This window comes from Sulfuritalea hydrogenivorans sk43H (assembly GCF_000828635.1).
GTDB lineage: Bacteria > Pseudomonadota > Gammaproteobacteria > Burkholderiales > Rhodocyclaceae > Sulfuritalea > Sulfuritalea hydrogenivorans.
Map to the genome: position 1 here is coordinate 730,513 of NZ_AP012547.1, position 14,501 is coordinate 745,013.

Sequence of the window (14,501 nt, forward strand, 5' to 3'; positions counted from 1 at the left end):
AACGATATGGCCAGCTTCGCCTATCGCGGCCGCAACGGCGACGGAGACATCGTGCAGGGCGTCATGGAGGGCGCGACTGCCGGTGCGGTGGCCGATCTGATAGTCGGCAGCGGCGTCACGCCGATCGAGATCAAGCCGGCGGCCACTGCGGCAAGGGCCGAAGCCGGCGCTGCTACGGGCTTCCAACTGCTCAGGCAGAAAGTCGAGCACATCGACGTGCTGCTGTTTTCGCGGCAGATCCATACCCTGTTGCGTGCCGGCGTGCCGATCATGCGCGCGCTGGCCGGCTTGCAGGAATCCAGTGCCAATCCGGCGATGAAGGACGTCTTGCAGGATGTGCGCGAAAGCCTGGATTCCGGGCGCGAACTCTCGCTGTCGCTGGCCCGCCACCCCAAGGTGTTCTCGCCCTTCTATCTGTCGATGGTGCGCGTGGGCGAAATGACGGGCCGGCTGGAGGAGGTCTTCATCCGCCTGTTCGACCACCTGGCGTTCGAGCGCTTCATGAAGGATCAGGTCAAGTCCGCGCTGCGCTACCCCTCGTTCGTCGTCGCTGCCATGGCCATTGCCATCGTCATCGTCAATATTTTCGTGATTCCGGCCTTCGCCAAGGTGTTCAAGGGCTTCGGCGCCGAACTGCCCCTGATGACGCGCATCCTGATCGGATTTTCGGACTTCATGCTGAACTGGTGGCATGTCTTGCTGCTTGGCGCCATTGTCGGGATTTTCGGCTTCAAGGCCTGGCTGAAAACGACCAATGGCCGCTACACATGGGATCGCTTAAAGCTACGGATTCCGATTGCCGGCAAGATCATCCGCAAAGCCACTCTGGCGCGCTTTGCAGCCAGCTTCGCCCTGGCATCGCGCAGCGGCGTGCCGATCATCCAGGCCCTGACCAACGTGGCGGAAACCGTGGACAACGCCTACATCGCGGATAAGGTCGAAAGAATGCGCGACGGTGTCGAGCGCGGCGAGAGCATCCTGCGCACCTCGATCACGGCCGGTGTGTTCACCCCCGTCGTGCTGCAGATGATAGCCGTCGGCGAAGAGTCGGGCGCGCTGGACGACATGATGAAGGAAGTCGCCGACATGTACCAGAGCGAGGTCGAGTACGAACTGAAGACGCTGGCGCAACAGATCGAGCCGATTCTCATTCTTGCGCTGGGCATCATGGTTCTGATCCTGGCGCTTGGCATCTTCCTGCCCTTGTGGGACCTGGGCAAGGTGACCATGAAGAGATGACATGAGGCGTCAGCGCGGTGCCAGCAAGTTCGAGTTCGCCGTCACGGTGGCGATCTTCGGCGTGCTTGCCACGGCGCTGTTGCTGCGCCTGAACGTCATCCAGGAGGATGCGGAGCGCACCGAAGTCGACCTCACCGTGCGCAACATCCGTGTCGGCATCCAGTTGGCGATAGGCGAGCGCATCATGCGCGGCGAGGAATATCGAATAGCTGAAGTCGCGGCGGCCAGTCCGGTAGACTTTCTCGGGCATCGGCCGCGAGGTTTCCGCGAAGGTCGCACGCCGTCCGGGCCGGGTCAGTGGTCTTACGACGCCGCGAACCGCGAACTTGTCTATTTCCCCCGCTTGCCACAGGCGTTTGCCGATGCAACGGAGCTGCGCTGGCGCTATGTTGCGCGCAACGATTCATCGGGGCGCCCCGTCGGTGCAAGCCTGGTAGGGATAAACTGAATGCTTCCACGGCTGATAATCATCAAAATGGCTCCCGGTTTACCTGTTATTTTTCGCCAGTCAATGAACGGAAATCCTCCATGACCCTGAAATCAGGCCGCACTTCATCGCTTGCACGTGGCTTCACACTCATCGAACTGGTGATCGTCATCACCATCATCGGCATTCTTGCCGCCGTCGCCCTGCCGCGCCTGATCGACGCTCAGCGCGATGCGCGCATCGCCAAGGCCAATGCGATTTATGGCTCGATCCGCTCTGCTGTCGCTTTGGCCCGCTCGCGCTGCGAGCTGGATATTTCAGGCGTGGCACCGAGCGCCACCGCAGTCAATTGCGCATCGACACCGCCCAAGGTGAACATGGACGGCACCATGGTGGATATCGTCAATCGCTACCCGGCGGCCACGGCGGCCGGTATCGACGTCGCCGCAGCCTTGAACCCGACCGCCGATGGCCTGACGCCCGGCGGAACGGGAACCACCCGGACTTTCGACGTGGCCGGCGGCACCCTGCCCAACTGCCGGATTACCTATCAGGAGGCGACACTCAGCGGCACAGCCATTGTTGCGCCGGTGATTTCGGTGGTAAGTTCAGGCTGCTAGCGGTAAAGTATTGCAAAAGATTCAGGCAGGACTCAATTTCTCGGGAGATGGATATGAAACAAAAAGGTTTTACGCTGATCGAATTGGTAGTGGTGATCGTGATACTCGGCATTCTGGCGGCCACCGCATTGCCGAAGTTCATTGACCTGTCGGGTGACGCCAAAACGGCGGCGGTTGACGGGGTAGCGGGCGCAATGGGATCGGCAATGTCCGTGAACTACGCGTCGCGGAAGGTGAACTCAAGTTATGGAACCGCCGTGACCGATTGCAATACCGGAGCGGTGTTGCAGGGGGGGTTGCCGACCGGCTATGTGGTTACAGGGGGCGCCATTTCCGCCGACGGCACGGCGACGTGCACCGTAACCGGTAACGGAATCGGCCGGACGTTCACTGGCATGGGCATCAATTAAGCTCAGCGCACAGGAAAAACCCCGGCCTTTGCGCCGGGGTTTTTTTTCGCCGCAAGTTCCAGCGCCGTGCCAATCGCCGCTTGTTTCGACGAATCGCGGTAGGCCGCGAGGGCCATTTCCAGCAGTTCTTTTCCTTCGGCCGTGCGCCCCGTCAAGTGACGCAGATAGGCGCAGCGAGCAATGATGGCCGCATCGGGCCAGAGTTTCATTGCGCGCTCGCAGACGTGGCTTTGCGCAGCGGCCAGTCGTTCTTCCGGTTCCAGCAGAGATCCGAGCGCTATATAGGCATAAGAGCCCAGCCCTGAATTTTTGGCGATATCGGCAACCGTGTCGATGCGCTGCTTCCAGTCGGCGGCAGTTGGCGTGCCTGGAATGCGATTGGTCGCTTCGTCAAGCCGAGCATAGTCCAGCCTGAGAGGCATCAGCGCCAATACTCCCGCTGCAAGTGCGGCCGGAAGTATCGGGCGGCGAGCCGGGTACGCGACTGAGGCGGCGCGAGGATCGATGGCGCCCAGGACAAGGCAGAAGATTCCCAGCGCATCCGTGTACCACAAGGGGTATTCGAGCAGGGAATGGATGGCCCATACGATCAGCACCGCCAGGCCGAAACACATGCTGCCGTCCAGTCGCGACTTGCGCAGGTGAAACAGCCAGATGGCAAGAATTGCCGCGGACAGCGCAAGCAAGGGTATGCCGAAATCGGCGGCGACTTGCAGGGCGATGTTATGCGAGTGTTCGGCGCCGGGATGGGTTGCAGCGCCTGCCGGTGCTCGGGCCGCGGCCTCGACCATGCGCCATGGGAAGTTGCCGGCACCGTTGCCGACCCAGGGGTGGTCGCCGATGATGGTCAGTGTGTCGCGCCATAGCTCGATCCGCGCGTCACCGCCGATATTTGATTCGGTCAGGCGTTCCGCCGCGGATACCGGCTCCATGCCCGTCCTCGGCAGATTCGAGAAAAGCGGTTTTGCACCAAGCAGCATTGCCAGAGCAAGGAGCAGGAATGAAATCCGGAACCGGTTGTCACTGCGCGTACCGATGCGATAGGCGAAACAGGCGGCAAGCACCAGCGCAACCCCGTTGGCCAGAGCCATGCGCGAGCCGGTGAGCCCTGTTGCCGTACCAAGCAAGAGCACGAAGACAAATGCGGCAAGGTTGGAGACCGCCTTCTGTTCGCGCAGATACAGGACGGAGAGGATGCCCAGCCAAAGGTAACTGCCCAGTTTGTTTGATTGCGCAATGTTTCCCAGCATTCGCCCCCCCCGCTGCGGAAACATCAGTTCGGGGCTGATGGACAGATTCAGTCGCTGGGCAAAGGCAATTCCGGCACTGAGCAGGGCACCGACAAGAATCGCTGCCGCAATCGACCGAAACAGGCGATCCCGCCCGATCCGATCCGACAGAGTCGCGCTCATTGTGACGATTACCGCAGCCCATGCCAGGTATCCGATATGGAACAGGGCAAACTCGGGATAGGCGATCATCCCGGCAAGCCATTGAACCAGAACGACCGCCAGGAAGAGGGCGGGCAATTTCAGGATGGATGGCAGAACCAGCCGCACAGGCGCCGCCAGAAGCCCCGCCGTTGCCGCCAGCAGGCCAAGAACCAGCGCCCACCACTCGCCATAGAACGAAGGTATGGGGTGGTGATGGATCGGATTCAGAAAAGGCACCGTCACCATCAGCCCGAGCAGAAGCAGGCTGATCTGCATCCAGATTGTCTGTGAGCGAGTACTCCCCAGCTTGGTGTTCCGGGACATGGACATTCAGGGTCGGCAGCTTTGGCGGCAGGAAGAGTCTGTCGATGAGCCTAGCATCTATTTCGGCTCTTCCGGCAGTTGATTGCACTACATGTACTCGGGGCGGACAATTCCAGATTTTCGCCCTTGCTTCGCGAACCTTCCAATTGAGCGCCGTTCCCGCCTGATATCCCTGCTTTCTCTATCGCCTTCGGCTAGTATAGTCGGCCAAAAACGGGTGTCGATGCGTCAAGTGCCAAATTTCCTTAAGCCAAGAACCGAGCCAGGCTGGTTGTCCGTCGCGATGAGGGAGGGGCGCGTCGATCTGGTTCATATGCGTCGCGAACCCGGTCGCAAGCCAGCGGTATTGCTGGCCGACTCGGTCGAAAAAGGCGTCGATGACGAGGCAACCCTGAGCGCGCTGAAGAAACCGATGCGACTCGACCATTACCGCTGCACCACATTGCTCAGCCACGGCAAGTACCAGCTCATCCAGACCGACGCGGTCGCCGGCGCGCCCGACGAAGCCCGAGAAGTGGTGCGCTGGAAGCTGAAGGATCAGGTCGAGTTTCCGGTCGATACGGCGGCCATCGACCTGTTGCCGATCCCGTCCGATGGCCGGACGCCGCAGGTGTTTGCCGCGATCTCGCCCGAATCGGCCATCGCGCCTTTGGTTCAGGCGTTCCAGGCGGCCAGGGTGCCGCTGGCGGCGATCGATCTGCCAGAGATGTCCCAGCGCAATCTTGCGACCCTGTTCGCGGAAGAGGGCCGCGGCCAGGCGACCCTGATTTTCGATGAAGACGAAGGCCTGCTTACCTTCACCCGGGACGGCGAATTGCTGGTGGTGCGCCACGTCGAGCTTACCGCACGCCAGTTGATGACCGCCGACGGCGATCGTCGCGGCATGCTGTTCGAGCGAATTGCGCTGGATGTGCAGCGCTCGCTGGACAATTTCGACCGCATGTACAGCGCAATTCCACTGGCCCATCTTCTGGTGGCGCCGATTCCCGGCGTCGATGGTTTCCTTGCTCATCTGCGTGCCAACCTGACGATCTCGGTGGTGCCGCTGGACGTTTCGCGCGTCCTGGACCTCGGTGCCGTACCGGCCCTGCTGGATCCCTTGCGCCAGTTTCAATGCCTGCGTGCAATCGGCGCCGCGCTGCGCGACGAACCGGCGGCGGCATGAGCGCACAGATCAATCTCTACCATCCGCGCTTTCTCAAGCAGCACGAACTGCTCACGCTGCGCAATCTGGCGCTTGCCGCCGCCGCGCTCTACGGCTTGCTGGCGGTGGCCGGCGGCTGGGCCTGGCAGGATGCCGCTGCGCGCAGGGAAGCGGCGGCGGCGGTCGAGACCCAGCTGAAGACAGCCAGGGACCAGGTGGAAGCCGCGACCAAGGCCGCGGCGACACGCAAACCCGGCGTGCAACTGATTGCCGAAGTGGACAGCGCCGAGGCGCTGTTGCGTCGTCGCGGCGAAATTGCCCGCCTGCTGGAAAGCGGAGCCGTCGGCAGTGCCGGCGGTTTTTCCGAGTATCTGCGCGGTTTTGCCCGCCAGGCACCGGACGGCCTCTGGCTGACGGGTTTCACCATCGGTGCCGGCGGTAATGACATGGAGATACGTGGCAGCATGCTGAATCCCGCCACCTTGCCCGATTACATTCGCCGCCTGGGCACGGAGAAAGCTTTTCAGGGGCGCAGTTTTGCTTCCCTGACCTTGAATCGCGCCGATCCGCCCCCGGCGGTTCGCCCCGTGGGAGCAGGTGTCGCCGTGCTACCAGTGCCCTCCGCAAGGGATGCCGCCCCTGGCTCTGCCGGGGGCATGACTCTTGCGCCGCGCCCGGTCGATTTCATCCTGATGCCGAAGATGGCCGAGGCGAAGGACGCCAGGCAATGAGCGCCATGTCCGCGCAATGGGCGCAGTGGGCCGACAAATTTGCCGCGCTGACGCGCCGCGAGCGCATCATCGTTGCCAGTGCCTTGTTGTTGGGCGGGGGCTTCCTGATATTCAACTTCTGGATCGACCCGTTCATGATCGCGGCACGCGGGGCATCCAAAGCGGAGCTTGCGGCGCGTACCGAACTCGTTCAGCAGCAGGCGCAGATCGCCGCGCTCGCGGCGCAGAATGCGGATCCGGATGCATCCAATCGCAAGCGCCTGGCACAGGCCAGGCAGGAACTGGCGAAGGTCGGCGAGCGTCTCGCGAGCTTCGAGGCGGGCATGGTGCCGCCGGCGCGGATGCAGGCATTCCTCGAAGGACTCCTGGCGCGGAATCGCGCGATAGAGCTGCTCGGCCTGAAAACATTGCCGGTAACGCTGGTAGGCGCTCCGGCCCCGGCGGAAAAACCCGCGGCGGCGGTTGGTGCGATCGCCCAGCCGGCGCAGGACCCGGACAAGAACAAGCCCGGTGGCGCGGCCGAAGGCATCTATCAGCATGGTATCGAGATCAGGCTGGCGGGCAGTTACAATGACTTGCTGAACTATCTGGCGGAGCTCGAACGCATGCCGCAGCGCGTGATGTGGAATAGCGTCAGCCTCACGGTGGAGAAGCATCCGCGCAACATCATGGTGTTGCGTGTGTACACCCTGAGCCTTGATCGCAACTGGTTGATTGTATGATGCGCCACGACCTGTTATTGCTGCTGTTGACGGGGCTCGCCGGAACGGCCTCGGCGCTGGCCCAGATGCCGGACCCGACGCGTCCGCCCGGGGTCTTGATGCCGGAGGCGGCGGGCGGTGCGGCAGCGTCGGTGGAGAGCGGGGTGCAGACAGTGATCCTGCGTCCTGGTGGAAAGTCGGTGGCGGTGGTCAACGGCCAGCATGTTACGGTCGGCGGCAAGCTCGGCGACAAGCGGGTGGTGAAGATTACCGAAAGCGAAGTGGTTTTGAAGGGGGAGAGCGGGCGCGAAGTCATAAAAGTGACGCCCGACATTGAAAAAGTGCCGGTAAAGAAGACGGCCGCCGCAAAACGGCGCACGACGGGAACCACGGAAAAATGAGACACGCAATCCACGCGCACTGGATGCTGCTGCTCCTTGCAGGGACGCTGGCTGGCTGCGCCGTACCGCAGCGCCCCGGCAACGAAGTGCTGGGACAGATCAACGACGTCCTGCTGAAATCCGCGACGGAGCGCAAGGCGCCTCCTCCCGACGTCACCGACAAGTCGCTGATGCCGCCGCTGGCGCCGCAGGCGGCTGCTGAAATTGCGGCAACCGAACCGCGCTTCGATCTCTCGGTGGTCAATGCGCCGGCCACGCAGGTCTTCATGGCCCTGGTGTCGGGTACCCGTTACAGCATGCTGCTGCCGCCCGATATCAGCGGCAGCATCACGGTCAACCTCAAGGACGTGACCGTGATGGAGGCGCTGGACACCATCCGCGAACTCTATGGCTATGAATTCCGCCTGCAGGGCAAGCGCATCTTCATCGAGCCCAACACGATCAAGACTCGCGTCTTCCATATCAACTACCTCGCCAGTCGTCGCCAGGGCAGCAGCGACCTGCGGGTCACCGGCAGTTCGATGACCGCCGGCGGCGGCACGGCGGGAAGCGGCACGACATCGACGCCGACCACCAGCCAGACCATTCCGGCCGGCACCGGCACCTCGACCTCCGCGCGCGGCAACGATACCAGTCGCGTCAGCATGACCACCGACAGCGATTTCTGGGGCGACCTGAATCGCGCGCTGGGCACCATTGTCGGCGCCGCCGAAGGCCGCAGCGTGGTCGTCAACGCTTCATCGGGGGTGGTTCTGGTGCGCGCCCTGCCGCACGAGTTGCGCAACGTCGAGAAGTATCTGCGGGCGACCCAGCTGGTTGCCGAGCGGCAAGTCATGCTCGAGGCCAAGATCATTGACGTGACGCTGTCCGAGGACTTCCAGGCCGGCGTGAACTGGGGCGCCTTCAAGAGCGGTCCGAACAGTTTCTCCGGCGTCGGCGTGGGCCAGCCCGGCGCCACGCTTACCGCGGGTGCCGGCACGGCACAGGTGATAGGCACGACCGCCACGCCAACGCTATCGGTGACGCCGGGGCAGTTCGGCTCGATCGCGGCGTCGGTGCTGGGCAAGGGCTTTATCGGCCTCGCTTTCCAGACCTCGAATTTCGCGGCGCTGCTGAATTTCCTGGAAACCCAGGGCAGCGTCTCCGTGCTGTCGTCGCCGCGCATCGCCACGCTCAACAACCAGAAGGCGGTACTCAAGGTCGGCACCGACGAGTTGTTCGTGACCAACGTCACCTCGTCGACCACGACCACGACGACCGGCTCGGTGTCGTCGCCCAGCGTGACGCTGCAACCCTATTTCTCGGGGATCTCGCTCGATGTCACGCCGCAGATCGACGAGGACGGCAACATCATCCTGCACGTGCATCCGGCGATCAGCACGGTGGTGGAAAAGGAAAAGACCATCAACCTGGGCGCGCTTGGCACCTACGTTCTTCCGCTCGCGGCCAGCAGCATCAATGAAACCGACAGCATCGTCCGCGTCCAGGATGGCAACATCGTGGCCATCGGCGGCCTGATGCGCCAGGAACAGACCTCCGACCGCTCGCAGTTGCCGGGCGCCACCGGGTTTATCTCCAACGCACTGGGCCAGCGCTCATCTGCGTTGCGCAAACGCGAACTGGTCATCCTGATCAAACCCACCATGATCGACAATGACCGGGCCTGGACCAAGGATATTCAGGACGTTCAGGAGCGTGTGCGGGCCTACCCGTCAGTCAGACCCGCGCAATAGATTTGCGCGGAGCATGATTTCTGCTGAAATAGGCTCCCATGTACCTCAATCACTTCGGCCTCCATGAATTTCCATTCGGCATCACGCCGGACACCAGCTTCATCTATTCCGCCGACGCGCACCAGGAAGCCCTCAACACCCTGTTGATCGGCCTTAATACGGGTGAGGGCTTCATCAAGATCACGGGTGAAGTCGGTACCGGCAAGACTTTGCTGTGCCGTCGCTTTCTGGCAACGCTCGGCGATGACCAGGTGGTCGCCTACCTGCCCAATCCGATGCTGGAGCCACGCATCCTGCTTATCGCGATCGCCGAGGAACTCGGCCTCAAGCTTCAGGGCCTCGACTACCAGTTCCATCTCCTGAAGGAGTTCAACCAGCATCTGCTGGACATGGCCGCACAGGGAAAGAAGGTGGTGATCTGCATCGACGAGGCGCAATCCATGCCGCTGGCAAGTCTGGAGGCGCTGCGGCTGCTGTCGAATCTTGAAACCGAAAAATCCAAGCTGCTGCAAGTTGTGATGTTCGGCCAGCCAGAACTCGACGAGAAGCTGTCCAATCCCGCAGTGCGCCAACTACGTCAGCGCATCGTGTTTCACTACCGGATGCCGGGGCTCAAGCAGCAGGAGTCGGCGCATTACCTGGCCCATCGGTTGCGCGTGGCCGGGCATCGCGATGGGGACGTTTTTCAGCCGGGCAGTGCGCGCTTGCTGTTTCGCCTGTCCAGCGGCACGCCGCGCCTGGTGAATGTGCTGGCACACAAGTCGATGCTGCTGGCCTACGGCGAGGGCAAGACCCGCGTGAGCCGCAACCACGTCCTGCTGGCGGGCCGCGATACCGAAGGCCTGCCCCCGCTGCACTGGTGGCAACGGTGGTGATCGCCCTCCGCCGGGCCGCCCCAAGGGGGCGCAGCCATCTTATGGAGCCGCTTAGCGGCGAACCACCGTCACCCCCTGCCTTGGGCAGGGGGGTGGGGGGGAGGGTAGTTCGATGAGCCTGGTCAACAAGATGTTGCGCGACCTCGATGCGCGCCGCGCCGGAGAAAGCGACCGTGCCGCCTTGCCCGCGGCGGTGACGCCCCTGGCGGCGCGTCAGGAACCGCGCCGGGGTCTGCCGCCGCTGTGGTTCGGCCTCGCGTTGGCGGCCGCGGGCCTCGGTGCCGCGGCGTGGTACGGAATGCAGCCGGCCATCCCCGAGCCGGCAGTCGCAACGCCCGTCGCGGCAGCACCCGCAGCGGCTCCGAAACCCGAACGTGTCGAGCCTGCCGTTGCACCGGAGGCGGAGAAGCCCGCTTCGATGTCCTTGCGCATGGCCGATGCGCTGTCAATGACTCCGGCGGCTGGCAGCGCGCCGCCGCGCAAGGCCGTGGCGGCTGCGCCGAAGCTGCCCGAGCAAGCGGCCGTTGCTGTTGTGCCGCCGCGTCAGCCGGTGGTGGCTTTGCCCAGGGTTCCGGCGACTGCGCCCGATGCTCGCATCGACAAGCAGGTGCGCTTGCCGTCACCGGCTGAACGGGCGGAGCTTGAATACCGGCGCGGCGTTCAGGCACAGCGCCAGGGCCACGTGGAAGACGCCGCTGCCAGCTATCGCGTGGCACTTGAGGGCTATCCCGAACATGCCGCGGCACGCCAGACACTGGCCGCACTGCTGATCGAGCTAAGGCATTACGACGACGCGGAAGAACTCTTGCGCAAGGGCGCCGAACTGGCCCCGGTGCGTTTGGCGTCGGCCCTGGCCCTGGCGCGACTGAAGGTCGAGCGCAACCAGGCGCCGGCTGCGCTGGATATCCTCCTGAAACATGCGGCCGCTGGCGAGGGCAGCGCCGAGTACCAGGGATTTGCCGGCGCGCTGCTGAATCGTGCCGGTCGCGTTCAGGAAGCGGTCGAGCGCTACAAGGCGGCGACGCGCCTGGCGCCCGGCGAAGGCCGCTGGTGGGCGGCTCTGGGCATTGCGCTCGACGCCTCGGGGAAAATTCCGGAAGCGCGCGATGCATATCTGAAAGCGCGTTCGCTGCCGGGCCTGCCGGCCGATCTGGCGCAGCACATCGAGCAGCGCTTGCGTTAGCCGGCGCGCCTCGACTAACCGATCTGCTGTTCCGCCACCGCCAGTTTGCTTTGCGCCCAGGTACGAAGCGGCCCCAGTGGCCCGGTGAGATTGGCCCACGAATCGAACATCGAACGTTTCTGCTTTTCGCGCAGATTGTCCTCGGCGCGGACGAAGTTCTGGATCTGCTCCTGAATCAGTTCCCGTGCCCGGTCTTCGGCCCGGGTCTGCACCATGCGCAGCGCGTCCCGCGCCGAGTATTCGGCGGAGATCGCATACGGCAGCGGCATCGAGGTCGCCAGGCGCGCAACTTCTCGCAGCGTGTCGGCGCGCTCGATGGAGGCAATTTGCGCATCGCAGCGTGCGGTGAATCGACGCACTTCCATGCGTATCAGGTTTTTGTCGACAGGATCGCGAAGCGCCATGATTGTCTATCCCGGAGTCATTCGATGGCGCTGATTCTACAGCGGCCCCCGGTCCTTCAGCGCCCGCGCCAGCACGCGATTCTCCACGCGCGACGCGCCATGCGCCTTGAGCGTTCGCGCCAGTTCGTCGAGGGTGGCACCGGTGGTCATCACGTCATCGACCACCAGCACGGTCTTGCCGCCAAGGTCGAGATCGCATTCGAAGGCGTGGCGGATGTTTTTCGCCCGCTCCTTCCATGGCAGGCTGGCTTGCGGTCGGGTGTCGCGGCGACGGTGAATATGGTCGAGTTCCAGAGCTGTTCCCAGGGCGCGTGCCAGCGGCCGCGCAATCTCAACGGCTTGATTGAAGCCACGTTCCACGAGGCGTGCGCGGGAGAGGGGCACGGGCACGATCAGGTCGGGGCGCAGCGGTACGGCGATTTGTGCGAGGGCGCTGCCGAGAAAGTCGGCGCTGGCGAGACGGTGAGCGTATTTGAGCGCCTGGACCAGGCTGTCGATCGGAGCTTCGTAGCGGAAGACGGCGTGCGTCGCATCGAAATGCGGCGGTTGCTTCAGGCAGGCCCCGCAGACGCTGGAATCCGGGGTCGGCAGCGCGCAGACGGGGCAGCGTGCGGCGCTCAAATACGGCAGCCCGGCGGCGCACGATGGGCACAGCAGCTTGTCGTCGGCAGGCGCCGCGCAGAGGAAGCAGTCCTGCGGCAGCAGGGCGGCTGCGCAGCTTTTCACCGCCTTGGCCAGACCTGTGGCCATACCCGCTGCAATTGACAAGCCCGGCTCCTTCCACCAAGATTCGCGCCTTCCCGCATTCTAGCGAGTCCGCTGCGATGACCGCCACAGCCGCCCCCCAAACCGCATCCCCCGCCGCATCTTCCTCCACATCCTCCGCCTTTGTTCCGGCCCCGCGCTGGACCACCGAGGCCCTCGTCGCCCTGTTCGAGCTGCCTTTCAGCGACCTGATGTTTCGCGCCCAGGAAGTGCATCGGGCCAACCACAAGGCCAATGCCATCCAGCGCTCGACCCTGCTGTCGATCAAGACCGGCGGTTGTTCGGAGGATTGTGGCTACTGCTCGCAATCGGCGCATCACGGCGAAGCGCAGCGCGAAGCGCTGCTGGAAGTCACCGATGTGGTTGCCGCGGCGCAGGCCGCCAGGGACAAGGGCGCCACGCGCTTCTGCATGGGCGCCGCCTGGCGTGGTCCGAAGGACAAGGATCTCGACCGCGTCACCGACATGATCGTTGCGGTCAAGGCGCTCGGCATGGAAACCTGCGTCACGCTCGGCATGCTGAAGGAAGGCCAGGCCAAGCGGCTGAAGGAAGCCGGGCTCGACTACTACAACCACAACCTGGATACGGCGCCGGAGTTCTACGGCCAGGTCATCACCACCCATGCCCAGAGCGAACGCTTCGACACCCTCGATCGCGCCCGCGAGGCAGGCATCAAGCTGTGCTGCGGCGGCATCGTTGGCATGGGCGAAACGCGGCGCCAGCGCGCCTCGCTGCTGGTCGAGCTGGCCAACATGAGCCCGCCGCCCGAGTCGGTGCCGATCAACGAGCTGGTGCCGATGCCCGGCACGCCGCTGGAAAACGCGCCACCGCTCGATCCCTTCGAGTTCGTCCGTACCATCGCGGTGGCGCGCATCACCATGCCCGGCTCGATGGTGCGACTCTCCGCCGGTCGTCAGGAGATGAGCGACGAGTTGCAGGCACTGTGTTTCCTCGCCGGCGCCAATTCGATTTTCTACGGCGACAAGCTGCTGACGGCAGGCAACCCCGAAGCCGATCGCGACGAAGCCTTGTTCGCGCGGCTGGGACTGACTTCCGCCTGACCGCCCCATGCGCGACGACTTCGCGCGCGCGGCCGAATCCTACGACTCGGCTGCGGTCCTGGCCCGCGAAGTGGGCGCTCGCATGGCGGCCCGGCTCGATCTGGTAAAGATCGCTCCCGCGCGCGTTGCCGACATCGGCTGCGCCACGGGCGACGGCATCCGCGAACTGCAGCAGCGCTATCCGAAGGCGCAGGCGCTGGCGGTCGATTACGCGCTGCCCATGCTGCGCGCCGTCAAGGACCGCACGCCGCTCACCCAGCGCATCATGCGCCGCGCGCCGCGGCTGGTAAATGCCGATGTGCGTGCCTTGCCGCTGGCCGCCAACTCCCTGGGCCTGGTCTGGTCGAATCTGATGCTGCACTGGTTGGACGATCCGCTGCCGGCCTTGCGCGAATTGCACCGCGTGCTGGAAGTCGGCGGCCTGCTCAGCTTTGCCACGCTCGGCCCCGACACGCTGAAGGAATTGCGTGCCGCGGCGGCGAAAGTCGGCGCCGGCGATACGGCGCGGCGCTTCCTCGACATGCACGATCTGGGCGACATGCTGGTGGCCGCCGGCTTTGGCGATCCGGTGATGGACATGGAGCTCGTTACGCTGACCTATGCGGCGCCGCGTGCCTTTCTCGCCGATCAGCGCCACCTCGGTGTACGCGATGCATTGCTCGGTCATCAGGGCTGGCGCGACTGGCGGCGCTTGCTCGGCGCCTGGCCGCGGGATGCCGAAGGGCGGCTTCCGGCCAGTTTTGAAATCGTCCATGGCCATGCCTGGAAACCCGAGCCGCGGCAGATCGCCGACGGGCGCGCGGTGGTGAAGTTCCATTCGCGATGAAGCGGGCCAAACAACGCGCGATCCGTCCGCGCAATCCATTGGTGCTCGATCCATTGCTGAAGAAGGGCGGCGCCCATGGTCGCCGGGACAAGCGCGCCAGCCGGGCGCGGCAGAAGGCGGCGCTGCGGCGTCGAACCGACGAAACCTGAATGTGGCGTCGGGAAGGGCGGGAGGGTGGAGCTGAAGATTTATCGGCTCCACCCTCCCGCCCTTTTTGCCGGGAA

Annotated in this window: 17 protein-coding genes; 14 read left to right on the forward strand and 3 right to left on the reverse strand. The window is 64.0% G+C overall.

Annotation, left to right across the window (positions count from 1 at the left end):
* Window positions 1–6 precede the first annotated feature (6 nt).
* From SUTH_RS03590 to SUTH_RS20180, 4 genes are all read left to right on the forward strand, one after another.
* Entirely contained in the window at window positions 7–1,239 is a 1,233-nt protein-coding gene (locus SUTH_RS03590; RefSeq protein WP_041097152.1) for a type II secretion system F family protein, read from the forward strand.
* Between the two features lies 1 nt (window position 1,240).
* Window positions 1,241–1,687: a type II secretion system protein gene (locus tag SUTH_RS03595; protein WP_041097154.1), complete on the forward strand. Its 447-nt coding sequence runs from the start codon at window positions 1,241–1,243 to the stop codon at window positions 1,685–1,687.
* Window positions 1,688–1,767: 80 nt separating this feature from the next.
* Window positions 1,768–2,286, forward strand: a complete 519-nt coding sequence (locus tag SUTH_RS20175; RefSeq protein ID WP_041097156.1) for a type II secretion system protein — start codon at window positions 1,768–1,770, stop codon at window positions 2,284–2,286.
* 53 nt (window positions 2,287–2,339) lie between these two features.
* Window positions 2,340–2,696, forward strand: coding sequence for a type IV pilin protein (locus SUTH_RS20180; protein WP_171817304.1), 357 nt, complete (start codon window positions 2,340–2,342; stop codon window positions 2,694–2,696).
* A 2-nt stretch (window positions 2,697–2,698) separates the two neighbouring features.
* Here the strand turns inward: SUTH_RS20180 and SUTH_RS03610 are convergent, their stop codons facing one another.
* Complete coding sequence (locus SUTH_RS03610; RefSeq protein WP_041097160.1) at window positions 2,699–4,405, reverse strand: PglL family O-oligosaccharyltransferase; 1,707 nt, start codon at window positions 4,403–4,405, stop codon at window positions 2,699–2,701.
* Between the two features lie 361 nt (window positions 4,406–4,766).
* Here SUTH_RS03610 and SUTH_RS03615 point away from each other — a divergent pair, with 361 nt between their 5' ends.
* The 7 genes from SUTH_RS03615 to SUTH_RS20185 all read left to right on the forward strand — a co-directional run bounded on the left by SUTH_RS03615 (window position 4,767) and on the right by SUTH_RS20185 (window position 11,221).
* A complete protein-coding gene (locus tag SUTH_RS03615; protein ID WP_052473166.1) occupies window positions 4,767–5,618 on the forward strand; it encodes a type IV pilus biogenesis protein PilM in 852 nt (283 codons plus the stop codon).
* Entirely contained in the window at window positions 5,615–6,328 is a 714-nt protein-coding gene (locus SUTH_RS18250) for a PilN domain-containing protein (protein ID WP_052473168.1), read from the forward strand. The genes SUTH_RS03615 and SUTH_RS18250 overlap by 4 nt, the downstream gene beginning before the upstream one ends.
* On the forward strand, window positions 6,325–7,050 hold the full coding sequence (locus SUTH_RS03625) for a hypothetical protein (protein WP_148312842.1): 726 nt from the start codon (window positions 6,325–6,327) through the stop codon (window positions 7,048–7,050). Before SUTH_RS18250 ends, SUTH_RS03625 begins: the two co-directional genes overlap by 4 nt.
* Entirely contained in the window at window positions 7,050–7,430 is a 381-nt protein-coding gene (locus SUTH_RS18255; RefSeq protein ID WP_231851094.1) for a hypothetical protein, read from the forward strand. The genes SUTH_RS03625 and SUTH_RS18255 overlap by 1 nt, the downstream gene beginning before the upstream one ends.
* Window positions 7,427–9,163: a secretin N-terminal domain-containing protein gene (locus SUTH_RS03635; protein ID WP_041097164.1), complete on the forward strand. Its 1,737-nt coding sequence runs from the start codon at window positions 7,427–7,429 to the stop codon at window positions 9,161–9,163. Before SUTH_RS18255 ends, SUTH_RS03635 begins: the two co-directional genes overlap by 4 nt.
* A gap of 38 nt (window positions 9,164–9,201) precedes the next feature.
* Window positions 9,202–10,038, forward strand: a complete 837-nt coding sequence (locus SUTH_RS03640; protein ID WP_041097166.1) for an ExeA family protein — start codon at window positions 9,202–9,204, stop codon at window positions 10,036–10,038.
* 112 nt (window positions 10,039–10,150) lie between these two features.
* A complete protein-coding gene (locus tag SUTH_RS20185) occupies window positions 10,151–11,221 on the forward strand; it encodes a tetratricopeptide repeat protein (RefSeq protein WP_041097168.1) in 1,071 nt (356 codons plus the stop codon).
* A gap of 14 nt (window positions 11,222–11,235) precedes the next feature.
* Here SUTH_RS20185 and SUTH_RS03650 read toward each other — a convergent pair whose 3' ends face one another.
* Window positions 11,236–11,625: a hypothetical protein gene (locus tag SUTH_RS03650; RefSeq protein WP_041097170.1), complete on the reverse strand. Its 390-nt coding sequence runs from the start codon at window positions 11,623–11,625 to the stop codon at window positions 11,236–11,238.
* Window positions 11,626–11,661: 36 nt separating this feature from the next.
* The gene (locus tag SUTH_RS03655; protein WP_052473175.1) at window positions 11,662–12,375 is read right to left on the reverse strand and encodes a ComF family protein; all 714 of its coding nucleotides are present in this window, start codon (window positions 12,373–12,375) and stop codon (window positions 11,662–11,664) included.
* 74 nt (window positions 12,376–12,449) lie between these two features.
* Between SUTH_RS03655 and bioB the strand changes: the two genes are divergently transcribed.
* From bioB to SUTH_RS19560, 3 genes are read left to right on the forward strand one after another with little or no spacing between them, the layout of a single operon-like run.
* Entirely contained in the window at window positions 12,450–13,451 is a 1,002-nt protein-coding gene (gene bioB / locus SUTH_RS03660; RefSeq protein WP_041097172.1) for a biotin synthase BioB, read from the forward strand.
* Between the two features lie 7 nt (window positions 13,452–13,458).
* Window positions 13,459–14,277 carry a methyltransferase domain-containing protein gene (locus SUTH_RS03665; protein WP_041097174.1) on the forward strand — a complete coding sequence of 273 codons (819 nt, stop codon included), beginning with the start codon at window positions 13,459–13,461 and terminating at the stop codon, window positions 14,275–14,277.
* The gene (locus tag SUTH_RS19560) at window positions 14,274–14,426 is read left to right on the forward strand and encodes a hypothetical protein (protein ID WP_171817305.1); all 153 of its coding nucleotides are present in this window, start codon (window positions 14,274–14,276) and stop codon (window positions 14,424–14,426) included. The genes SUTH_RS03665 and SUTH_RS19560 overlap by 4 nt, the downstream gene beginning before the upstream one ends.
* Window positions 14,427–14,501 lie beyond the last annotated feature (75 nt).